This is a genomic window from Rhizobium sp. BR 315 (assembly GCF_050577975.1).
Lineage (GTDB): Bacteria > Pseudomonadota > Alphaproteobacteria > Rhizobiales > Rhizobiaceae > Rhizobium > Rhizobium miluonense.
Window position 1 is genome coordinate 331,341 of sequence record NZ_JARWKZ010000002.1, and the last position, 21,476, is coordinate 352,816.

Sequence of the window (21,476 nt, forward strand, 5' to 3'; positions counted from 1 at the left end):
GAGACCCAGTCAATCAGCCGGAATGATGGAAAGACGTCGATATGGATTCCACGCGTGAACCCAGAGCCATCGAGCGCTTGCACCGTCCCTACGCCAGTATGAACTGGATCAGGTTCAACGGGTCACTGCGCCACAACAGGCAAAGCCATATTGTCCAGCAGTATCTCAGCCCCTTGCCGGGACCCCCCTGGTGAATGCTGGAAGGCTAAGCTCTCTCTTCCGCTGCTGTCAACCCTATAGCGACGATCGCATTTCGCCTGGTGGCTCCCAGCTGCGCCGGGCACCGGATGGCTTCGACGGGAACGTTCCACCATGAGTCGAAAATATCGGTGCGCGCCGATCGGAGTTGACCACCAAGCTCGGACTTGTCCAGGATGCCGCCCGCTGGCGCGTTCATGCTTCCGGTAGGGCGCAATCGGCGCCTTTCGGCTTTCGCCAGAGGAGGTTGCATGGGCCTCGCTGTCGGCAGTTGCATTTAGGCAACAGCGATCAAGACTAATGCGCGGGTCGGTTTCACATAATTGACAAACATACGGGCTGTTTGTAAATCGGATGCAGGACACAAGTTGTCTTACGGTCGAGCTATCGGCCGGATCGGTAAAGGCATTTCCAGACCTTTGCCGCGGGGTCAATTGTGGAGGTTCGAGGGGACTCAAGCCAACATTAGGTGCGTATTTGCCGGGCTGCCTGGTCGCGTTTGAACGAGGCCGATCTTTAAAGTGGTATTCCAGCCCTGTACTCGCGGTAGGTTCGAAATGCATATTGCAACCAGGAGTTTATCATGAACATCAAGAGCCTTCTTCTCGGCTCCGCTGCTGCGCTGGCAGCAGTATCCGGTGCTCACGCAGCCGACGCCATCGTTGCTGCTGAGCCGGAGCCGCTGGAATACGTTCGCATCTGCGACGCATACGGTGCTGGCTACTTCTTCATTCCGGGCACGGAAACCTGCCTCAAGATCGGCGGCCGCGTCCGTACCGAAGGTGAATGGTATGATGCCTACAACCCGAACAGCAAGCAGGGCACGCTGTGGCACACCCGTGCTGAGCTGAACGTCAATACCGCTTCCGACACTGAATACGGCCCGCTGAAGACCAACATGGTTATTCGCTGGGATTGGAGCGAAGGCAACACGACCAGCACCAAGCTGCTGTTCGCTAACATCAGCCTTGGTGGCTTCCTCGTCGGTAAGGCTGACTCGCAGTACAATTCGTACATCGGCTACGCCGGCGACGTCATCAACGACGACGTCATCTATGACGGCCCGTACGAGCTGAACCAGATCAGCTATAACTACGATGCCGGCAACGGCTTCACGGCTGTGGTCTCGGTCGAAGACAGCAACTCCAGCGGCTCCGGCGCTTCCTACGGCTCCAGCTGGTGGGCAGACGACAAGGCTAACCACTACGCTCCTGACGCCGTTGCCGGTGTTGGCTACAAGGTTGGCAACTTCGGCTTCAAGGTCGTCGGCGGTTACGACTCGATCGTTGAAGAAGGCGCTATCAAGGCTCGCGTCGATGCCGACTTCGGCGTATTCTCGGCCTTCTTGATGGGTGGTTACAACACCGATGGCAAGAAGCTGAACAAGTATGCCGGCACGAACCTTGACCGTTCTGCTTGCCCCGTTGCTGATGCATCGAAGTGCGGCTGGGGTGACTGGGCCGTTTGGGGTGGCGCTAGCGTTCCGATCAACGAAAAGCTGAAGTGGAACCTCCAGCTCGCCTACACCGACAGCAAGATCTTCGCCGCTACCACGAACCTGAAGTGGAACCCGGTCAAGAACCTGCTCATCGAGCCGGAAGTTTCCTACACCAACTTCGATTCTGTGAACCAGGATCAGTGGGCTGGTATCCTGCGCTTCGAGCGTAGCTTCTAATAAGAGATTACCCGGCCCGCGCCGGGTAAGGGAAGCCTGACGTTCCAATCCGTCAGGCTTCTTCAACTGATCGGTTGACCTCCGATCAAAGAGAAAGGATCCGGCTTTCCCTCCGGATCCTTTTTAGTTTTCGAGCCGCTAAGTTTTTAAGCCGCAGACGTCTCTATTTCCTGCATCTGGGCCGATGGGAACCAGGTCTTCAAAACCATCTTGATGAACATCTGTCCGCAGGGCGCGAGCTGGAAATTGCCCCTGTCGAGCGTCCATTCGGTGATCAAGCCACCGATGACGGCGGTTAGCGCCGAGGCAGCCGTGTCCGGCGTCCAGGGTGCCGGCAACTGCGTCTTCTCGTTCATCAACGTGAAGATTCGCTCAAAATTATCGTGCATATCCTGCCGGAAGGAGCTCGCGCGGCTCGTCGTTCCGTCGCAAAAAGCCATGTCGAGATGCATCATCACCTTCAGCATGCTGCGCTTGCGCGGATCTTGCTGAACGTCCTCGAATATGGCTGCAATCGCATCTGCCACGAGATCGAGTGGGTTGGGCGGCAGCTCGCGCGACATCCGCTCGGCCAATTCCTGAAATGGCTGTTGCGCCTCGTCGCGGATCGCAAACATCAGCCCCTGCTTGTTCTTAAAATGCCAGTGCACCGCCCCCCGCGTAACACCGGCTGTTGTGGCTATCTCCTCGAGGCTGACATTCTCATATCCCTTGTCGAGAAACAGAGCTTTTGCGGATTGCAAAATCTCGCTTCTCGTTTCCGCCGCCTCTTCCTTAGTTCGCCGCATTCAGTTCTCCCCAGAAGCACATTTCTAGCCGTACCCCTCTTTTTTGGTATTTTTATTCCGCCTCGCCGCGTCAGTGCCGGTAACCCCATACACCAGGCAACGTCAGGTGGCGAAGCGAACCCCTAAATACTCCCTAGAAATCGAGAGAGAAAATCGCAACGAGACGTATTCGTCAAGCACCTATAAGCCACGCACAAGTTTCATTCGGCAATTTCGCTGCGTTGGGAAGTGCAAAATCGAAAATGTGCAGATGCCGATAGCGCCATGATGGCGACAGGTCGCCACTGGCGATCACCGCTTCATGATTGGCCTATCCGTCAAATCCGGGCGCAACGCGGATTTGACCGCCAGCCTTCGGCAATTCCATGCGCCCATATCGATGGTCGAAGCCATGGCGGCGCTTTCGCGCGGTCGGCCTCGACGGCCTTATGTTCGATTCGTGTACGCGCGGGCTATCGCAATTCTCCTCAACGCTCCCCCCTGGAGGTCCCCATGACGAGCATTACCTCGGTCCTACCAAACAACTATTATCAGTATCTGACATCGCGTTCGACACTGTCCGCAACAGACGATTCCACATCCTTGACACTAGCGGGCGGTTCTTCGCGGGGAAACTCCTCGTCATCATCAGACGGTCAATCTCAGACCGCTGCCGCCGAGCAATTGATGGCGCAGCTGATGAATATCATTCTCAACCTGCAGGCCAGCAGCGATGGTAGCAACGACGACCCCACGTTGAACTCCGACGGCAGCTCCGTCGATCCGACGTCGAGCACGCAGCAGTCCGCGGCCGCCGCTACAGTGAGCAGCAGTCAGAGCGATAAGATCAAAGCCATGGATACCAACGGCGATGGCAAGATTAGCGAGGCGGAATTCGTTGCCGCGCGTCCCTCCAGTGTCAGCGAGGATCAAGCCCGGACGCTGTTCAAAAGCTTCGACAAGAACAAAACCGGCTCGCTGAGCGAAACGCAGTTGGCAGAGGCGATGCGTTCGGGTCGACACATGCATCATGGCGGACATATGAGCGACAAGCAGCTCTCCGACTTATTTTCCTCGATGGACACCAACGGCGACGGCAATGTGACGGAAGCGGAATTCGTAGCCGCCCGCCCGTCCGATGTCGGCGAAGATCAGGCAACGACGCTGTTCAAGAGCCTGGATACTTCAAATTCCGGATCGCTGACGCAAAGCCAGTTCGAAGCGGCTGTGAAGGCGCAGCGCCCGCAAACGCCGGATGTCGGCAACCCCTACACCGCCAATGATCAGGGGCAGACGACAAGCGATCTGCTCACGCTCTGATCGGAAGTGATCTTGGCATCTGAGCCAGCGGATGCGCCGGCAGCCTGGAGGCTAGAGGCTGGGCCTCGGTGTCCAGGCGAGCCGGCTTTTCGCATCTTCGCTGCAGCGCCATCATGCGGCAATAATTATTCGCAAATCGATGATGTGAGAGCGACGGATTTCGGCGCCTTGTGCGTTGAACCGTTGAGAACCCATGCTCGATGTCGAAGGAAAGAGACGCTGCGATCGGATTGGTACCATGCGCCGCAAGCGGCAGGTAGGCAAAGCTCTCTTGTCAACGGCAGGGAAGGGGCGTGCTATGCGAAAGTCGCACGAAACTTGGACGGTGGCGATTGTCGATGAAAAGGGATCGCGCGCCCGAGAGTGGCGACCCGGATGAGGATTTGGTGGGTCGCATCGCCGCCGGCGATGTCCCGGCAATGCGCGTTATGGTGACACGGCAGCTGCCTCGTATCCTTTCGGTGGCGACCCGCATGCTTGGCGATGCCGCCGAGGCCGAGGATGTGGCGCAGGAGACATTCCTGCGGGTGTGGCGAAACGCCGGCGGCTGGCGCCAGCGCAACGCCCGCTTCAGCACCTGGGTGCACCGTGTCGCGATCAACCTTTGCTACGATCGCCTAAGGCGGCGCAAGGACGTTCTTGCCGAACAACCGCCCGACATCGAGGATGAAGGGCCGGGACCGGATGCGGGTCTGATGAGCGAGGATGATCCCTCCCGGCGTGTGGAGCGAGCGATGCAGATGATCGCGCCCCGGCAGCGCGAGGCGATCATTCTGGTTTATTATCAGGCGCTGTCGAATGTGGAAGCGGCTGCGATCATGGATGTCAGCGTGGATGCATTGGAAAGCCTGCTGGCGCGAGGAAGGCGATCCCTGCAGGCGCTTTTGTTGAAGGAACAGAGCGATGGCTGAACATGTCGCGGGCCCGATGAGCGGCGAACGATTTGCTGAACTGGCCGATGCCTATGGCAGCGATATCGGCCGCTGGCCTCAGGCGGAGCGAGCGGCGGCGCGCGACTATGCCAGGAACAACGATGTGGGCGGCCTGCTGGAGCGGGCCGCCGATCTCGATGCGCTGCTTGATACCTATATGCCGAAAGTTGCGCTTGCCGGCTTGGATGGCCGGATCGTCGCGCAGATCGCCCGCCGATCGAAGATCCGCAATTGGTTCCGGTTCGGCTCTGCCGGCATTGGCCTTGTCGGCGTCGGGCTCGCGGGCGCTCTTGCCGGCAGCGTTGCCATCGCCGTGTTGGCGCCGAGCCTGACATCGGAAACGCCGCCCATATCCGATGGGACCAGCACCATGTTCGGCGACATCGGGCCGGACGTGACCATAACGCAGGAAAGCCAATGACAGACCGCAGTTTCCGAATACTGGTCATATCTCTGCTGGTGTTGAACACCTTCCTGATCGCAGCACTTGCAGGTGGAGGGTTGACCTGGATCCGCAATTCGCAGGCGCGTACCGCCATGATGCCCTTGGGCGGCGAGCAATTGCCGTCGTCGCAGAGAAAGGCCCTCCGGGCCGCCCTCAACGAGGCGCGCAAGGAGGAAAGGCAAACCATTCTCGATGCGCAACAGGCCAAGGTCGACGCCGCTTCCATTCTGGGGCAGCCGACACTCGATACGGAAGCGCTGTCGGCCGCTCTGGCCAGAGCCCGCAACGCCGATACTGGGTTGAGGGCCAAACTCGAGCAGCGCGCCGTCGATTTCGCGGCAACGCTTTCCTATGACGAACGCCGCGCTCTTGCCGAAAGCATGATCCGCCGCAGCGTGCCGAAAGCCGCTGTCACAAAATGATCATGCCTGCCGGGCGACAGATCGGGAAGACGACCGCGTTTAAGAAACGTGTTTGAAACAGGAGTTGGCAGGACATGGCTCAGCAATCGAATGATGTTTATGCCGCGCTCGCCCTTTCCCGCTTCGGGTTGGGAGCAGACCGTAACGGCACCGCGCCGATCGCATCGAACCCGCGCGGAGCATTGATGGAGGAAATCACGGAACGCTTCGTTCCCGTTCCGGTCGGACCGCAGCTTCAATCCACCGCTGATCTTCTCGTCTCTCTCTTTGCTTTCCAGGAGCAGCGCAAGGAGGCCAGAGAGCAGGCTGCAGCCGCCATGCAACAGGACAAGCCGATGCAAGGGCCGCAACGGCCACAGCAACCGCCTGTACAGGCCTCGGGTGCCATGGCAGCCCAGCCAAGCAATCCGGCAATGGCTGCGCCAACAGGCAAGCCGGTCGAGAAGCAGGAAAAGCCTGCAATGGCCGCAATGCCATACCTTCCGCAGCAGGTTCTGCTGGCAGAGGTCGATGCACGCTTCAACGGCACCATCCGGCAGCCCTTGATCGGCTTCGGCGAGCGGCTTGCCATGTTCTGGGCAAACCACTTCGCGGTCGCCGTCTCGAAGAGCGAGGAGGTTCATATCGTTGCCGGCGCCTTCGAGCGCGAAGCCATCCGGCCGCATGTTTTCGGGCGTTTCGCCGATATGCTGCTCGCCGTCGAGACGCACCCGGCCATGCTCGGCTATCTCGACAATCAGCAATCGATCGGGCCGAACTCCAGGGCCAACGCCAACAAGAAGCGCGGCCTCAATGAAAACCTCGCCCGCGAGACACTGGAATTGCATACGCTCGGCGTCAACGGCGGCTATACGCAGACCGATGTGACGACGCTTGCCAAGATCATCACCGGCTGGACAGTGGCGCGAGCCGAAGGCAAGCTCGGCGAACCCGGCACCTTCGTCTTCAATGCGGGCGCGCACGAGCCCGGCGACCAGACGCTGCTTGGCCTCACCTATGCCGACAATGGCGTCGGGCAGGGGCGGGAAGCGCTGCGGGATCTCGCCCGCCACCCGGCGACCGCGCAGCATATTGCCACCAAGCTTGTTCGCCATTTCGTCACCGATACGCCGCCGCCGGCGCTCGTGCAGACCGTCGCTGCGACCTTCAGCAAGACGGATGGCGATCTCTCGGCCGTCTACCGGGCGCTGATCGGCTCCGAGGAGGCCTGGGACCCGACGCTGTCAAAGGTTCGCTCCCCGCTGGAATTCATGATCGCTCTCTTACGGGCAAGCGGCGAGACGCCGAAGCCGAATGTCGTTCTCGGCGCTTTGACGGCGATGGGCCAACCCTTCTGGGCGCCCGCCGGTCCCAACGGCTTTGCCGACACCGTCGACGCCTGGGCCTCCAGCGAGAGCCTCAGCATGCGCATGGATGTCGCCAATATGATCGCGAATGCGGTACCGCCTCAGATTGATCCCCGACGTTTCGTTTCCGACAGCCTCGGACCGCTTCTTTCGAATGAGACGCTACAGGCGGTGTCGCGCGCGGAGACCCGTAATCAGGGTCTGGCAATCGCTTATCTTTCCCCCGAATTTCAAAGGCGCTGACCATGACCTGCGAACTCATGACCCCCACCCGTCGTGCCGTTCTTGGCGCTTCAAGCGCCTTGTTCGCCTGGGCCTTCATTCCGCGCTTCGCCCATGCGGCCGGCGGACGCGACCCGCGCTTCGTCACCATCATTCTGCGCGGCGCGCTCGATGGATTGACGGCCGTGCCGCCCGTCGGCGATCCAGACTATGAAGCGCTGCGGCAGCAGATCGCCATGACGACGAGCGGCCCCCAGGCGGCCTTGCCACTCGACAGCTTTTTTGCGCTGCATCCGTCGATGCTGAATTTCAACCGGCTCTATCGGGCAGGGCAGGCGGCCGTCGTGCATGCCAGCGCGACCCCCTATCGCGACCGATCTCATTTCGACGGTCAGGATGTGCTAGAATCGGGCTATGAAATGCCCGGCCGCGTCGAGTCCGGCTGGCTGAACCGGATGCTGGACGGGCTGCCGAAGGGCGACAAGGTTGCGCCGGGCGCATCGGCGATCCGCGGATTGTCCGTTGGTGCCAACGCCCCGCTGGTCATCCGCGGAAAGGCGCCGGTGCTCGGCTGGTCTCCGTCCAACCTGCAGCCGGTGAGCGACGACCTGCCGCCGCGCCTGATGGATCTTTACAATCACACTGACCCTCTTTTTGCGAAAATCCTCGCCGAGGGCATTTCGACCGGCAAGATCGCCGCCGGCCTCGACGTCAAGGCAAAAGGCGGCCCGGGCGACCCCACCGGAATGGAGCAGATGGCGAGAGGCGCTGCGCGGTTGCTCGCGCAGGATGACGGTCCCCGCGTCGCGGCATTGGCCTTCGAAGGATGGGATACGCACGCCGGCGAGGTGGACCGGCTAAACAAGCTGCTCGTCGGGCTCGACAATTCCCTGGCTGCGTTCCAGCAAGAGCTTGGTCCGGCATGGAAGGACACGGCCATCCTCGTTGCGACCGAATTCGGCCGCACGGCCCAGGTCAACGGTACGCAGGGCACCGACCACGGCACCGGAACGGCGGCCTTCCTCGCCGGCGGCGCAATCAAGGGCGGCCGGGTGATTGCCGATTGGCCCGGTCTCAAGCAGGCGCAATTGCGCGATGGCCGCGACCTTGCCGCCACGACGGATCTGCGCGCTGTGGTCAAGGGTATCGCGGTCGATCTGCTCGGCGCTTCTCCAGCCGTATTGACGCGTGATGTCTTTCCCGGATCCGATCATGTGCTGCCAATGAAGGGGCTGATCGTCTGATCGGCGCCGGGCGAAAAACCGGTCTTCCGTTTGAAGACGGCGCAGTGCGGGTTGCCAGCCACACCGAACGTGGTCTCTCGTCAGCGGTCGTCAGCAGTGACGTACAGCGGGCGTCGGCCGTCGCCGGCCGCATCCAGTCCGGCATTTGCCACATCAACGGCCCGACCTTGAACGACGAGGCACGGATGCCATTCGGCGGGGTCAAGGGCAGCGTCTGCGGCCGCTTCGGCGGCAAGGCGGCGATTGCCGAGTTCACCGATCTCAGATGGATCACCATCAAGGATCCCGCGCAGCGCTATCCCTTCTGATCAAACGAAACTGCGGCGACCAATGATTGATTGGCCGCCGCGGATTCCGCCTTCAATCGATGTGTTAGCGCAGGCAGACTGCCGTTTGCAGGCCCGAGACCTGACGGCTGGCGGGGCAAGGCCGCCCCTCTGCGCGCGGGGGGCACATCACGGAGGCAGCCGCTGAAGGTGCACCCTAGTTCGTGCGAACCGCATTGGCAACGATGACGGGGATCAGCAGGTCGCCCCAATTGCCGTTGCCGCCATGGTGGCGCGCCGAGCGAACGAGTTCAACGGAAACGCCAGCCTCGACCGCGTTCATGACCGCCTGGTTGAGGCGATGCAGCTCATTGGCCAGCATACGGATTGTAGCCTGCTGGTCGGTATTCATGGTGAGAGACTGTTCCTCTGCTCTCTCCCGAACGCGTGCTATCGATGGCATTTCATTCTCCTCCTCTTGAGCTGGATGTTACTCTGCAGCTGGCTTGAACCGAGCATGCACTGTTGCTTCACGCATGGCGGCCGTCGGTTATCACCGGCGAACCCCTATTGAAACGCCCTGCCGAGGCGTCGGAAACCAGTTTGTAAAAATCTGTCATACTGATCTCTCTATACTGTTCCGTTGAGCGTTTGGCTGACCGGGTGTGTATAACGAGTTTTACAAGAGACTCGCCCTGAGTGCCAGAAAAACCAAAAGACCTAGATAGATAAAAGGGTTATGATGTGTTATTGTTGACGGCGACCGCCAGTAAATTTGTAATTATTGTAAAAATCGACTTTCGGTGAATCCTGTAAAAGGAATGACAGATGGCTGAGCGCAAGATTTTTGCAGGACCTCGGGTTCGGCGCATCCGGACGGGTCTCGGTCTCACGCAGACGACGATGGCGCAGGCGCTGGATATATCGCCGTCCTATCTCAATCTCATCGAGCGCAATCAGCGGCCACTGACCGTGCAGCTGCTTTTGAAGCTGTCGGCGGTCTATAAGGTCGATCTCGACGAATTGCAGAGCGGGCAGGGCGGCAATGCCGGGCAATTGCGGGAAATCTTCGCCGATCCGCTGCTGGCCGGAGAGATCCCCGGCGACCAGGAATTGATCGAGCTTGCGGAGGCTGCGCCCAATGCGACGAATGGCATGATCCGGCTCTATCGGGCCTATCGGGAACAGGCGGCGAGGCTTTCCGATCTTGCCGAGCTTCTGTCCCGTGAGGGCCGGGTCGCGGAAGTGGCTGGTCCGCGTCTGCCGCTCGACGAAGTGCATGATCGGTTGCAAAGTCGAGCGAATTTCTTCGCCCGTATCGAGGATGCCGCGGAGGGCTTTCATATCCGTCTCGCACCGGGCGACGACATCGCCGGCGCGTTGAAGGCGTGGCTGAAAAGCGAGCATGGCGTTGCCGTGCGTCTGCTGCCGGTGCGCGCCATGCCGGGTTTGCGCCGCCGCTATGATCGCCATTCCATGCGGCTTTTTCTTTCCGAGCGGCTGTCGCCCTTCGACCAGCTTCGCGAGATCGCTACCGAAGTCTGCCTACTGGTCATGCGCGAAGAGATCGCCGCCGAGCTGGACGCGCTCGCTCTCTCGACGCCGGAAGCCAGGCGGATCGCCCGTTTCGAGCTGGCGCGCTATGCGTCGCATGCCCTGCTCATGCCTTACGGTGCTTATCTTTCGGCGGCGCAGCGCCTGCATTATGACATTGACGGGCTTAGCGCCCGTTTCGGTGTTTCCTTTGAGCAGGCGGCCACGCGCCTGACGACATTGCAGCGTCCTGGCGCTTCGGGCATTGCCTTCTTTCTGATGGAGATCGACGGCGCCGGCCACCGCCTGCGGAAGGTCGGGGCACAGGGTTTCCCGCAGGCCCGGTTCGGCGGCGGCTGTCCCAAGCTCAACGTTCACGCAGCCTTTGCTCAGCCGGGGCAGATACTGGCCGAGGTAACGGAAATGCCGGATGGCATGGGTTTTTTGACGGTATCGCGTACCATCGAAGGCCCGCAGGCGGATTTCGGCGAAAGGGCGCGCCGCACGGCGCTTCTCATTGGTTGCGATCTCGCCCATCGCGACGAGATCGTCTATGGCAAGGCGCTGAGCTCTATGTCGGTTGCGATCGGCCCGGCCTGTCGCCTGTGCGAGCGCCAAGGCTGTCTGGCAAGAGCCGAGCCGCCGGTTACGCGGCCGCTTGGTCTCGACGAAATGGCGACGGGTCTCAGCGTGTTCGATTTTCAATGACGTCATCCGCCGCCGCCCAAGGAGCGGCTCGGTCTGCGGGGCTGATGCTTGAGCCGCTACTCATCACACGATCTGGTTGAGCTCGATGGTCGCCGAGGCATGGCGCCTCGGCTTGGAATTACGGGCTCATACCTGCAGATCAGGCATAAAGACCGAATTGTGCATTGTGAAGTCGGGCATACGCGCCGCGGCGAGCGAGCAGCTCGTCATGCGATCCCTGTTCGATAATGCCATTGTCACCCATGACGATGATGCGATCCGCGTTGCGGATGGTCGACAGCCGATGCGCGACAACAAGCGTGGTGCGCCCCTTCGCAAGCTCTGAAAGTGCCTGCTGAATCGCGTATTCGGTCGCCGTGTCGAGTGCGGAAGTCGCCTCGTCGAGGATCAGGATCGGCGGATCCTTCAGGAAGATGCGAGCGATCGCAAGACGTTGCTTCTGCCCGCCCGAAAGCTTGACGCCGCGCTCGCCGGTCGGCGTGTCGAGCCCGCCGGGAAGGGATCGGATAAACTCGTCGAGCGAGGCGCGTTCCAGCGCCTTCATGATGTCCTCGTCGGTCGCACCCAGCTTTCCATAGGCAATATTCTCGCGAATGGTCGAGCCGAACAGGAAGACGTCCTGTTGCACGATGCCGATCTGGCTGCGCAATGACGCCTGTGTCATGTCGCGGATATCGATGCCGTCGATGGTGATGCTGCCCGACGTCACGTCATAGAAGCGTGGCAGCAGCGAGCAGACCGTCGTCTTGCCGGTGCCGGAGGCGCCGACGAAAGCGACAGTCTCGCCGGCGGCGATGATCAGAGAGAGATCCTTGAAGATCGAGTCTCGCTCGGAATAACCGAAGGCGACGCTATTATAGGCGATATCGCCCTTGAGGTGATCGACCGCGATCGCATTCGGCCGATCGGCGAGGTCCGGCTCGGTGTCGATCAGAGACAGGAAACGTTTGAAGCCTGCGATCCCCTTGGGATAGGTTTCGATCACCGACGTGATCTTGTCGATCGGCCGGAAGAAGACATTGATGAGCAGCAGGAAGCTGACGAAGCCGCCATAGCTCAGCTCTCCCGAAATCACGAACCAGGTCCCGGCCATCATGACGACGAGCTGCACCAGGCGCGTGCTGAAATAGCTGAGCGCGATGCCGGCGGTCATATAGGCATAGCCGTCCAGCTTGGTCGCCTTGTAATCTTCGTTGTCGCTGGCAAACAGCTGGCTTTCGTATCTCTCGTTGGCGAAGGCCTTGACCACCCGGATGCCGCCGACGGTTTCCTGCATCCGCGTGTTGAAGTTGCCGACCTTGCCGAACAGGCTGCGCGAGTTCAGCGTCATCTTGGAGCCGTAGCGGCTGACCAGCCATGTCATGAACGGCACGATTGTCGTCGTCAGCAGCGCGAGCTTCCAATGGACGCTGAACATCAGCAGGAAGGCGCCGATGAAGGTCATGATCGCGATGAACAGGTCCTCGGGGCCATGGTGGGCAATCTCGCCGACCTCCTCGAGATCCTTGGTGACGTGAGTAATGAGGTGGCCGGTGCGGTTGTTGTCGAAATAGCGGAAAGAGAGCTTCTGGATATGGTCGAAGGCCTGACGGCGCATGTCGGACTCGATCGAGATGCCGAGCGCATGGCCCCAATAGTTGACGATGGCCGAAAGGCCAGTGTTCAGCGCATAGACGACAAGCAGCAGCGCCGCCGTCGCAAAGATCAGAGCCCAGTCGCGGCTCGGCAGCAATTCATCGACGAAAAGCTTGACTGCAAGAGGGAAGCCGAGTTCCAGCAGGCCCGCGAGCACGGCGCAGCCGAAATCGAGGAAAAACAGCTTTTTATAGCGCGCATAATAGGAGAAGAAACGACGAAGCATGAATGCCCTCCATGGGCACAGAAGAGGATGTCGGTAGACGAGAATGGACTGGACAGCAGCCCCATTCGGCATTGCCGTTCAGCGTCAATTGGTGCTGAAATTTCTCATCTGGCGATCCTCCTGCTTGAGTCGCGCAGTTTTTATAATCCAGGCGTGCATCGGTGTCACCCCTCATAAACAACGGATGGCCGATGGGGTGCCGGGATTTGAATGCGCTGCCTATGCCAGGCTTGGCGCGTCATGCATGCCGAGGCGTGCGATGACCTCGGCGCGTGTCGGCGCCCCCGATCGGCCTCCAAACACCTCGCACTTCATTGCGGCGGCGACGGAAGAGAGCTGGATGGCGTCTGCGGGCATCTTGCCTTCGGCAATGGCGAGAGCAAAGGCACCGTGGAAGATGTCTCCGGCTGCCAGCGTGTCGACGGCTTTGACGGCAATTGTCGGGCTATGCCGGATGCTGTCGCTTTGATCGTCGAACCAGAAGCTGCCGGCCGCACCCGCCGTCACGCAGATGAAGGAATGGTTGAATCTTCGCTTCAACAAGCGCGCCATCTCAGTGAAATCTTCGGCTCCGGTAAGGCGCTGCGCGGCAGGTTCGGAAAATACGATATGAGTGGCTTCCGGCGCCAGTTGCTCGATGATGCCATCCGGCGCCACATCGCCGTCGAGGACGGCCGGCTTGCCCAAGCCTCGTGCCGTTCGCAGAACCTCGAGCGCCAGTGACGGCCAGCGCACATCAACGAGCACGGCGTCGAAAATGGCGATATCTTCCGGCGTGAGCGCCTTGTTGCTGTGATGCAGTTTGGGATCGTAGAAGGGAACGATCAGCCTTTCACCGTGGTCGTCCACGAGGATTGTCGAGACCGCCGAGCGAGCACCGTCGACGCGCAGCATGCCGTCGGTGAAGATGCCGGCGTCAGCAAGCTCACGGATGATCCGTTCGCCGGTCTCGTCGTGGCCGACAGCACCCCAGAGGCTTGTCCGGCCTCCAAGCCGCGCGACGGCATAGGCAGCACTCGATGCCATGCCCTCGGCTATCTGCAGCATCTCGTAGGGCAGAACCTTACCCTCACCGGATGGCAACGTGTGAACTCGAAACAGCGTGTCGAGAACCGCTGCCCCTACGCAGAGGACATGCTTAGGAGCGCCCGCCGGCGGATCGAAAACCGAACAGGAGGTCAAAGCCGCTTTCCGCTTGCCTTGTCGAACAGGTGGATGCTCGTCGGATCGATTGCGATATCGATCTGGTCGCCGAAGCGGATGTTCAGACGCTCGCGGAACAGGCAGGAGATCTCTTCGCCGTGGCAGTCGAGCTTGGCGTAGATTTCCGATCCTGTACCTTCGACCATGCCGACACGCCCGGAAATGCCTGTTGTTGAAACGCGGATGTGTTCGGGGCGTATGCCGTAGACCAGCGGTCGCCCGCCATACTCCGTGGTGTTGGAGCCCTTCGGCAGCGGCAAGATGAAGCCCTTGTCGCTCCGAAAGACGCCTTCTTCGATCCTGCCGTCGACGAAGTTCATCGAGGGCGAGCCGATGAAACCGGCGACGAAGAGGTTAGCGGGGCGATCGTAGAGGTCGAGAGGTGTGCCGACTTGTTCGATCAGACCGCCGTGAAGCACGACGATCTTGTCGGCCATGGTCATCGCCTCGACCTGGTCGTGCGTCACGTAGATCGTCGTCGTGCCGATGCGCTGATGCATCGATTTGATCTCGCCACGCATCTGCACGCGCAGCTTGGCGTCGAGATTGGACAGCGGCTCGTCGAACAGGAAGACCTGCGGATCGCGCACAAGGGCGCGGCCCATTGCGACACGCTGGCGCTGGCCACCGGAAAGTTGGCGAGGCAGGCGATCCAGTAGGTTTTCCAGGCCGAGGATGGCGGCCGCCTTCTGTACCTTAGTGGCAATCTCAGCCGAACTCGCCTTTTTCAGCTTCAGTGCGAAGCCCATGTTTTCCGCGACGGTCATATGCGGATAGAGCGCGTAGTTCTGAAACACCATGGCGATGTCGCGATCGCGTGCCGGCAGATGGCTGACTTCGCGGCGACCGATGTGGATTTCGCCGTCGCTGACTTCTTCGAGCCCGGCGATCATGCGCAGCAGCGTGGACTTGCCACACCCCGAAGGGCCGACTAGCACCACGAATTCGCCGTCGGCGATATCGACGCTGATGTCGTGAATGACTTTCACCTGGCCGTAGCGCTTCTGGATGTTTTGTATGTTTACCGGTGCCATGAATGTGGTCCTGTCGGAAAGGTGAGGTGCGTCATTTGACGGCGCCGGCGGTCAGGCCGGCGATGATCTGCCGCTGCGCAAACATCGTCAGCACGAGAACCGGCAGAGTCACGATCAAGGCGGCCGCCGCTAGCGGCCCCCAGCTCACCTGTTCGAAGGAGAGCATGTTGTAGACGGCGACCGGCAGCGTGCGGGTCTCGCGGCTGGCAAGTACGATGCCGAAGACGAAGTTGTTCCAGGAGAAGATGACGGAGAGAATGAAGGCAACGACGATGCCGGGGCGCGCGATCGGCAGGGCGACGAGGCGAAAGACCTGCCACGGCGTCGCGCCATCGATGCTTGCGGCCTCCTCCAGCTCCATCGGGGTCGTTTCGAAATAACCGATCATGATCCAGACGACGATCGGTACCGTCACGACGAGATGGATGATGATCTGCGGCCAGAGCGTTCCCAAAAGATTGAGCCATTGGAACAACAGGAACAGCGGAATGAGGAAGGAGAGGCCTGGCGTCATGCGGGCGATCATGATGACGATCGCCGATTTTTCCGCCTTCATACGCGCAATGCCATAGCCTGCCGGCACGCCGATTATGAGGGCAAGCAGGGTAGCCGCACCCGTCACGAGGATCGAGTTCCAGAAATACAGGAAGAAATTGTTTTCCTGGAAAACGTTGACGTAGTTCGTCCAGGCAATGCGATCCGGAATGAGGATCGGCGGATAGGCGCCGTTGTCGATCTCGTATTTCAGCGAAAGCGAGATCATCCAGAGGAAAAACAGCACAACGGGCGAAACGATGACTAGGGCCACGAACAACAGGCCGATGCGGTTGAGTGTCGAACGCTTCATCTCAGTGTCCCTCCGCGTCGGTCCATCGCGTGTGCTGCCGCATCATCAGGAGGATGAAGGAGAGCGCGACGATGAGGATGAAGAACACCACTGCCATGGCCGAGCCATAGCCGATGTCGTAATAGGAAAACGCGGTGTTGTAGAGGTAGATATTGATCGTCTCGGACGCCGTCCCCGGGCCGCCCTGCGTCATCGCATAGATGATGTCGAAGCTCTTGATCGCGTCGATGCCGCGAATGATGACCGCAATCATCAGGAAGGGTGAGATCATCGGCAGCGTCAGATAGCGGAACTTCTGCCAGGCGTTGGCGCCGTCGATTTCGGCGCTTTCATAGGGTTCGCGCGGCACCGAGGCGAGGCCGCCGAGCACGATCAGCATGACCAGCGGCGTCCACTGCCAGACCTCGACGAGGACGAGTGACGGGATGACGCTGTTTTGGTTGTAGATCCATTCCTGCGGCCCGATGCCCACCAGCGACAGCAGGTAGTTCAGCACGCCGAGCTGCGGGTGGAACATCATGGTCCAGACGAGCGCCACGGCAACCGGCGTCGCCATCATCGGCATGACGAAGACGCCGCGCAGAAAGCCGCGCAGCGGGAAATTGGCATCGAAGATGAGAGCGGCCAGCGTCCCGAAGATCAGCGGGCCGACGACGGACAACACAGTATAGAGAACCGTATGCCATAGCGATTCCCAGAAGCGCGCGTCGGTTGCCAGCCGGACGTAGTTGTCCCAGCCGATGAAGCTCTGCGACTGGCCGAGCGTCCATTTGTTCACGCTCATCCACAGGGTGAAGACCCAGGGGAAAACGATGACGGCGGCGATGACGATCAGTGCCGGAACGACAAAAGGCCAGTAGTTGGGAGCAAGCCTTTTCGGCTTCCTCCTTCCTTCGGTCACCGCTCTGGTCTCTTCGATGCTCACGGAGGCCATTATCCCTCGCTTCGCGCCAGCACCGGTGCGAACTGCGCCGTTGCGTTTTTGAGTTCGCTCGCCGGATCTGCGCCGCCGATCATGTTCGTCAAGCCGACGCCATAGATGTCGCGGAATTCCGTGACCGGGATGATGACGGGCAGAGCAAGCTGGGAGACCTTGGCGGAGCCGGCGACAGCATCCAGCCAGGCGGCCGGCATCTTGACGCCCTCGCGAACCTTCTTGTCCTCCAGAATGGACTGGCGGAAAGGAACGCCGGCGCCGGCCTGCAGCAGGCGCGCACCCATGTCATGCGAGATCGCCCATTGGCAGAAGAGGTAAGCCGCTTCCTTCTTCTGGCTGGCGGCCGTCACGCCGATGCCATCGCCGGTGGTCGCTGCAGCCTGTGCGTTCGGTCCCTTCGGCATGATGCCGTAGCCGACCTGGCCGACAACGCGGGATTTTTCCGGGTTTTCGATCGGCGGCGCGAAGCCGACGCCATCGAGCCACATGCCGATTTTGCCCTGCAGGAAGGCCGACTGCGCTTCGGCCCAGTTGAAGCCGGAAATGCCGGGAGGTGCCGATTTCGTCATCAGGCGCTGATAGAGCTTCGCAGCATCCACAGCGCCTTGCGACTCGGTCTGCAGCTTGCCGTCGGCCGAAAGCGGCGTTGCGCCATAGCCGAGCATCAAGGTTGTCCAGACCGGCGTGTTGGCGTTCTTCAGGCCGCGGGCGACGAAGCCGTAAGTGTTGGTCGACTTGTCGGTCAGCGCCTCGGCGGCCTTGGCCATATCTTCGAAGGTTTCCGGATAGGCAAGGCCCTTCTTTTCGAACAGGGTCTTATTCCAGTAGACGATCCAGTAATCGACCGAGAAGGGCAGGGAGCGCATGACGCCTGCCGAGTCCTTGGCGAACTTCAAGCCTGCTTCGGCAAAATCGCTCTCCGTCAGCGACGGATCGGTGAGCGACGGATCCTTCATGAAGCCGCTGATATCGGCGAGCCAGCCACCCTTTTCGAACTGGCGCTTCTGAACGTGATAGCTCAGATGCACGACGTCGAAGCTGGGCTTGCCTGAGCTGAGCTCGATCGTGGTCTTCTGGCGCTGCTGCTGCTCCGGCGTCGCCTCGGCGTTGACCTTGATACCCGTCAGCGCTTCGAACTCGCTCAAATATTTGAGGATCGTTTCGCTGCGCGGGCTCTTGACCAGGTTGACTTCGAGCGTCGTGCCGGAAAAGCGCTTCCAGTCGACGGCCGCCGACGCGGTGCGGACGCCCAGAAGGCTTGCCGCGCCAAGTGCGGCCGTGCCAGCCATGAAGCCGCGACGTGTCGGATTGAAAAATGACGATGACATCCTGTTCCTCCTCCTTTGGCCGAAAATCTCCTCATTCGCGGCCGCGTTATTCAAAGCTCTTCAAATCTTCAATGCGCGGTCTCGTGCTCCACCGATATGGGATACGAGAGCGGTAACGGCCTCATCGGCCGATCGACGCTGAATGGCCTCGAGCACTTTCAAATGCTCTTCCATCACGGGTCCGACATGGCCGTTGATGCGGAACCTGTCCTGACTGATCAGCCGCATCTTGATGGAATTGACCCGATAGGCATTCGAAATGATGGTATTTCCCAGCGCGTCGATAAAGGCGTCGTGCATGCCCCAGTCCACCGATTGCGCATGCAGCTCCAGTTCCTGCGAACTGTCGCCGGCGCGGATGGCATCGGCGATATCGCGATGATCTTTCAACAGCTTGGCGATCGTCTCGTCGGATGCCGAGTAGGTGAACAGCGCCACCGCTTCCTTCTCTAGAAAAAGGCGAAGCTGGAACGCTTCGCGGATCAGGTCCAGATCGATATGGGCGATCTGCAACCCGCGCTGCGGAACCGTTTTGATCAGCCCTTCGGCCTCCAGGCGAGGGATCAGCTCGCGGATCGCTCCGAGCGTCAGTCCCGTCAGCTCGACGAGCCGTCGTTGTGAGATGAACTGGCCCGGGCGAACGTCGCGCGCCAAAAGATGACGCGTGAAGCTCTCGTAAGCCTTCTCTCTCAACGTCGGCTGTTCGCCTGGTCCGTCCATCGGCAGCTCCGGGCTGTTCGCTTAGGCTGCCTTGGCGCGAAACAACGCGCTGAAAGCAGCAAAGAGCTTGTCAGAATCTTGCCTGTTCATTGACACGAGCGGCGGGCGTACAGCAAGCCAGCTTTCATCATTTGTCAGGCGGGCAAGGATCGCCTTGATGGATGGAATGACAGGGTAGTTTAACAGCTCGCCCACAAAGCGCTCGACCTTGGTGTCGTCGTCGCCCTGTTCCGCCATGGCCTGCACTTCGCGGGGAAGCAGGTTTGCCATGCCGGAGATCGCGCCTTGTCCGCCGAGGCGAACGCCGCGTGCCAGATGGCGCTCGTCGCCGATCAGAATGATGAGATCGCCATGCGTCTTTAAGAGCGTTTCCGTATAGGGCCAGTCACCGGAGGAGTCCTTGACGCCGACGACGACATCCGGAAATGCGGCGCGCAGGCGACCGACGAGAGAAACGGAGAGCGGCACCATCGTTACGGACGGGATATTGTAGACGATCACGTCACGGGCGTGGGCGCCGAGCATGGTGAAGACGGCAGCGAACCATTTGAAGAGGCCATCGTCGCTGACGTTCTTGAAATAGGAAGGCGGCGCCAGAAGGATGTTGCGAACGCCTTTGGCGAGCGCCTGGCCAGCTTGAGCGGCAGCATCCTCGGCGGCATCGACGAGTACGCCCATGACGATCTGTGAGGGAGCGATGCCCGCCGCGATCAACGCTGCCAGGACCTGTTGGCGCTCCTGCATGCCGATCGAGGCACCTTCTCCCGTGGTGCCGAAAAGCGTGACGCTCTTGCAGCCATTGGCAAGGCAATGCTTAGCCTGTTCGATGACGCCCGGGATGGCAATCTCACCGTCGGTGTCAAAAGGCGTTGCCAGTGCGGCCGACAGGCCAAAATTCTCTTTCATCCGATCCTCCCGATCTTATAAGATCAGTGCGTATCACGCTGACATGTTAGTTGTAAAGCGAAGTTTCGATCAGTCGTTGTTCGCAATGTCCGACCTGTGGATGAAGCATGTGGCGGCGACCTGACATGCGCCGCCATCGGCCGCGCAAGTCGCTCCGCGGCTTGACTGCCATTCGAATTACCTGGCTTGCTCCGCAGAAGGCGCTTGTTTGGCACACGCCTCGATAGCGTCCTGATGGAGCAGCTACTTCCTCACGAGCCGACAGGCACGTAGTCCAGCCCGCCATCGATCTGTGAAGGCCTGCCATCGAGGAAGAGTTCGCCGATGCGCGGCGCGGACCGGGCGATGACTTTGCCACCTTTGATGACGGCGAGACGATTGGGTTTGAGGCGCAAAGCCTCCTGCGCATCGACGGCCTGCAATATGACGAGATCGGCATTGCAGCCCTTTTCCAGCCCGTATCCTTCAAGCCCAAGCGTTCGGGCAGAGTTGATGGTGAGCGCGTCGAAGATCTTCTTCTTGTCTTCGATGCCGGCCATCTGAGCGACATGGATGGCCATGTGGCCGACTTCGAGCATGTCGCCCGAGCCCATCGAATACCAGGGGTCCATCACGCAATCATGGCCGAAGGAAACGTTGAGCCCGGCGTCCAGCAGCTCGCGCACCCGCGTCATGCCGCGCCGCTTCGGGTAGGTGTCGTGCCGGCCCTGCAGCATGATGTTGATCAGTGGATTGGGAATGACATTGATCCGAGCTTCTGCCATCAGCGGGATGAGCTTGGAGACATAGTAGTTGTCCATCGAGTGCATCGACGTCAGGTGCGAACCGGCAACGCGACCCTGCAGCCCGAAGCGGATGGTTTCGGCCGCCAGCGTCTCGATGTGGCGCGACATCGGATCGTCGGTCTCGTCGCAATGCATATCGACGGGAAGACCACGATCGGCGGCGATCGTGCAAAGCGCTTCCACCGAGGCTCTGCCTTCATCCATGGTGCGCTCGAAATGCGGGATGCCGCCGACGATGTCGACGCCCATATCGAGGGCGCGGGTAAGCGACGCCACGCCATCCTTAGCCCGGTAATAGCCATCCTGGGGGAAGGCGACGAGCTGCACGTCGATATAGGGTTTGACCCGATCCTTGACCTCAAGAAGAGCCTCGACCGTCACCAGCTTCGGGTCGGACGTATCGACATGGCTGCGAATGAAAAGAAGTCCTTGCGTTACGGCGAGATCGCAATAGCGCAACGCACGCTCGACAAGCTCTTCCTTCGTGACGATCGGACGCAGCTCTCCCCAGAGCGCGATGCCTTCGAGAAGAGTGCCGGAGACGTTCATGCGCGGCAGACCGAGCGACAGGGTCGCGTCCATGTGAAAGTGCGGATCGACGAAGGGCGGACTAGCCAGCCGATTGGTGGCGTCAATTTCCTCCTTCCCTGCCGCCGTGATCAAGGCTTCCACGGCGGCGATCTTGCCATCCTTGATCGCGATATCGATGCCCTTGCGGCCATCGGGCAGGTTGGCATTGCGAATGATCAGATCGAACATGAAGGCTCCTCGGAATTC

The 21,476-nt window shown here is 60.4% G+C and carries 19 protein-coding genes, 1 pseudogene and 1 riboswitch; of the genes and pseudogenes, 9 read left to right on the forward strand and 11 right to left on the reverse strand.

All coding sequences use genetic code 11. The features are described from left to right. Positions 1-67: 67 nt before the first annotated feature. A riboswitch (TPP riboswitch) is annotated at positions 68-199 on the reverse strand. Positions 200-781: 582 nt separating this feature from the next. Continuing rightward, on the forward strand, positions 782-1,873 hold the full coding sequence (locus tag QD409_RS04020) for a porin (protein ID WP_092847294.1): 1,092 nt from the start codon (positions 782-784) through the stop codon (positions 1,871-1,873). 146 nt (positions 1,874-2,019) lie between these two features. On the opposite strand, the gene QD409_RS04025 is transcribed toward QD409_RS04020, so the two are convergent. Beyond that, positions 2,020-2,661, reverse strand: coding sequence for a TetR family transcriptional regulator (locus tag QD409_RS04025; RefSeq protein WP_092847292.1), 642 nt, complete (start codon positions 2,659-2,661; stop codon positions 2,020-2,022). Between the two features lie 492 nt (positions 2,662-3,153). Here QD409_RS04025 and QD409_RS04030 point away from each other — a divergent pair, with 492 nt between their 5' ends. The 7 genes and pseudogenes from QD409_RS04030 to QD409_RS04060 all read left to right on the forward strand — a co-directional run. Beyond that, positions 3,154-3,960, forward strand: a complete 807-nt coding sequence (locus QD409_RS04030; protein ID WP_092847290.1) for an EF-hand domain-containing protein — start codon at positions 3,154-3,156, stop codon at positions 3,958-3,960. Between the two features lie 293 nt (positions 3,961-4,253). After that, positions 4,254-4,871, forward strand: coding sequence for an RNA polymerase sigma factor (locus QD409_RS04035; RefSeq protein ID WP_280949820.1), 618 nt, complete (start codon positions 4,254-4,256; stop codon positions 4,869-4,871). Then, positions 4,864-5,313: a hypothetical protein gene (locus QD409_RS04040; protein ID WP_092847286.1), complete on the forward strand. Its 450-nt coding sequence runs from the start codon at positions 4,864-4,866 to the stop codon at positions 5,311-5,313. The genes QD409_RS04035 and QD409_RS04040 overlap by 8 nt, the downstream gene beginning before the upstream one ends. Next, on the forward strand, positions 5,310-5,759 hold the full coding sequence (locus QD409_RS04045; protein ID WP_092847284.1) for a periplasmic heavy metal sensor: 450 nt from the start codon (positions 5,310-5,312) through the stop codon (positions 5,757-5,759). The genes QD409_RS04040 and QD409_RS04045 overlap by 4 nt, the downstream gene beginning before the upstream one ends. Before the next feature lie 74 nt (positions 5,760-5,833). Then, complete coding sequence (locus QD409_RS04050; RefSeq protein WP_092847282.1) at positions 5,834-7,348, forward strand: DUF1800 domain-containing protein; 1,515 nt, start codon at positions 5,834-5,836, stop codon at positions 7,346-7,348. A 2-nt stretch (positions 7,349-7,350) separates the two neighbouring features. Then, entirely contained in the window at positions 7,351-8,571 is a 1,221-nt protein-coding gene (locus QD409_RS04055; RefSeq protein ID WP_092847280.1) for a DUF1501 domain-containing protein, read from the forward strand. Between the two features lie 32 nt (positions 8,572-8,603). After that, positions 8,604-8,879: pseudogene (locus QD409_RS04060) on the forward strand (aldehyde dehydrogenase family protein); the annotation flags it as partial. A 175-nt stretch (positions 8,880-9,054) separates the two neighbouring features. Here the strand turns inward: QD409_RS04060 and QD409_RS04065 are convergent. Then, positions 9,055-9,300 carry an SMc00767 family acetate metabolism repressor gene (locus QD409_RS04065; RefSeq protein ID WP_092847275.1) on the reverse strand — a complete coding sequence of 82 codons (246 nt, stop codon included), beginning with the start codon at positions 9,298-9,300 and terminating at the stop codon, positions 9,055-9,057. Between the two features lie 365 nt (positions 9,301-9,665). Here QD409_RS04065 and QD409_RS04070 point away from each other — a divergent pair, with 365 nt between their 5' ends. After that, a complete protein-coding gene (locus tag QD409_RS04070) occupies positions 9,666-11,078 on the forward strand; it encodes a helix-turn-helix domain-containing protein (RefSeq protein WP_092847271.1) in 1,413 nt (470 codons plus the stop codon). Between the two features lie 139 nt (positions 11,079-11,217). Here QD409_RS04070 and QD409_RS04075 read toward each other — a convergent pair whose 3' ends face one another. The 9 genes from QD409_RS04075 to QD409_RS04115 form a co-directional block, all read right to left on the reverse strand. Then, entirely contained in the window at positions 11,218-12,939 is a 1,722-nt protein-coding gene (locus QD409_RS04075; RefSeq protein ID WP_092847267.1) for an ABC transporter ATP-binding protein, read from the reverse strand. A 219-nt stretch (positions 12,940-13,158) separates the two neighbouring features. After that, complete coding sequence (locus tag QD409_RS04080) at positions 13,159-14,121, reverse strand: sugar kinase (RefSeq protein ID WP_092847262.1); 963 nt, start codon at positions 14,119-14,121, stop codon at positions 13,159-13,161. Beyond that, positions 14,118-15,176: an ABC transporter ATP-binding protein gene (locus QD409_RS04085; RefSeq protein ID WP_092847255.1), complete on the reverse strand. Its 1,059-nt coding sequence runs from the start codon at positions 15,174-15,176 to the stop codon at positions 14,118-14,120. Before QD409_RS04085 ends, QD409_RS04080 begins: the two co-directional genes overlap by 4 nt. Before the next feature lie 31 nt (positions 15,177-15,207). After that, on the reverse strand, positions 15,208-16,023 hold the full coding sequence (locus QD409_RS04090; RefSeq protein ID WP_092847252.1) for a carbohydrate ABC transporter permease: 816 nt from the start codon (positions 16,021-16,023) through the stop codon (positions 15,208-15,210). A 1-nt stretch (position 16,024) separates the two neighbouring features. Continuing rightward, the gene (locus QD409_RS04095; RefSeq protein ID WP_092847249.1) at positions 16,025-16,957 is read right to left on the reverse strand and encodes a carbohydrate ABC transporter permease; all 933 of its coding nucleotides are present in this window, start codon (positions 16,955-16,957) and stop codon (positions 16,025-16,027) included. Then, the gene (locus QD409_RS04100) at positions 16,957-18,288 is read right to left on the reverse strand and encodes an ABC transporter substrate-binding protein (protein WP_092847247.1); all 1,332 of its coding nucleotides are present in this window, start codon (positions 18,286-18,288) and stop codon (positions 16,957-16,959) included. Before QD409_RS04100 ends, QD409_RS04095 begins: the two co-directional genes overlap by 1 nt. 60 nt (positions 18,289-18,348) lie before the next feature. After that, positions 18,349-19,008: a GntR family transcriptional regulator gene (locus QD409_RS04105; protein WP_092847245.1), complete on the reverse strand. Its 660-nt coding sequence runs from the start codon at positions 19,006-19,008 to the stop codon at positions 18,349-18,351. A 21-nt stretch (positions 19,009-19,029) separates the two neighbouring features. Next, entirely contained in the window at positions 19,030-19,914 is an 885-nt protein-coding gene (locus tag QD409_RS04110) for a dihydrodipicolinate synthase family protein (RefSeq protein WP_092847243.1), read from the reverse strand. A 251-nt stretch (positions 19,915-20,165) separates the two neighbouring features. Further along, the gene (locus tag QD409_RS04115; protein WP_092847241.1) at positions 20,166-21,458 is read right to left on the reverse strand and encodes an amidohydrolase family protein; all 1,293 of its coding nucleotides are present in this window, start codon (positions 21,456-21,458) and stop codon (positions 20,166-20,168) included. Between the last annotated feature and the right edge of the window lie 18 nt (positions 21,459-21,476).

Coding starts and splice junctions, on each gene's coding strand:
- QD409_RS04020 (WP_092847294.1), top strand. CDS start 782: ATGAACATCAAGAGCCTTCTTCTCGGCTCCGCTGCTGCGCTGGCAGCA.
- QD409_RS04025 (WP_092847292.1), bottom strand. CDS start 2,661: ATGCGGCGAACTAAGGAAGAGGCGGCGGAAACGAGAAGCGAGATTTTG.
- QD409_RS04030 (WP_092847290.1), top strand. CDS start 3,154: ATGACGAGCATTACCTCGGTCCTACCAAACAACTATTATCAGTATCTG.
- QD409_RS04040 (WP_092847286.1), top strand. CDS start 4,864: ATGGCTGAACATGTCGCGGGCCCGATGAGCGGCGAACGATTTGCTGAA.
- QD409_RS04045 (WP_092847284.1), top strand. CDS start 5,310: ATGACAGACCGCAGTTTCCGAATACTGGTCATATCTCTGCTGGTGTTG.
- QD409_RS04050 (WP_092847282.1), top strand. CDS start 5,834: ATGGCTCAGCAATCGAATGATGTTTATGCCGCGCTCGCCCTTTCCCGC.
- QD409_RS04055 (WP_092847280.1), top strand. CDS start 7,351: ATGACCTGCGAACTCATGACCCCCACCCGTCGTGCCGTTCTTGGCGCT.
- QD409_RS04065 (WP_092847275.1), bottom strand. CDS start 9,300: ATGCCATCGATAGCACGCGTTCGGGAGAGAGCAGAGGAACAGTCTCTC.
- QD409_RS04070 (WP_092847271.1), top strand. CDS start 9,666: ATGGCTGAGCGCAAGATTTTTGCAGGACCTCGGGTTCGGCGCATCCGG.
- QD409_RS04075 (WP_092847267.1), bottom strand. CDS start 12,939: ATGCTTCGTCGTTTCTTCTCCTATTATGCGCGCTATAAAAAGCTGTTT.
- QD409_RS04085 (WP_092847255.1), bottom strand. CDS start 15,176: ATGGCACCGGTAAACATACAAAACATCCAGAAGCGCTACGGCCAGGTG.
- QD409_RS04090 (WP_092847252.1), bottom strand. CDS start 16,023: ATGAAGCGTTCGACACTCAACCGCATCGGCCTGTTGTTCGTGGCCCTA.
- QD409_RS04095 (WP_092847249.1), bottom strand. CDS start 16,957: ATGGCCTCCGTGAGCATCGAAGAGACCAGAGCGGTGACCGAAGGAAGG.
- QD409_RS04100 (WP_092847247.1), bottom strand. CDS start 18,288: ATGTCATCGTCATTTTTCAATCCGACACGTCGCGGCTTCATGGCTGGC.
- QD409_RS04105 (WP_092847245.1), bottom strand. CDS start 19,008: ATGGACGGACCAGGCGAACAGCCGACGTTGAGAGAGAAGGCTTACGAG.
- QD409_RS04110 (WP_092847243.1), bottom strand. CDS start 19,914: ATGAAAGAGAATTTTGGCCTGTCGGCCGCACTGGCAACGCCTTTTGAC.
- QD409_RS04115 (WP_092847241.1), bottom strand. CDS start 21,458: ATGTTCGATCTGATCATTCGCAATGCCAACCTGCCCGATGGCCGCAAG.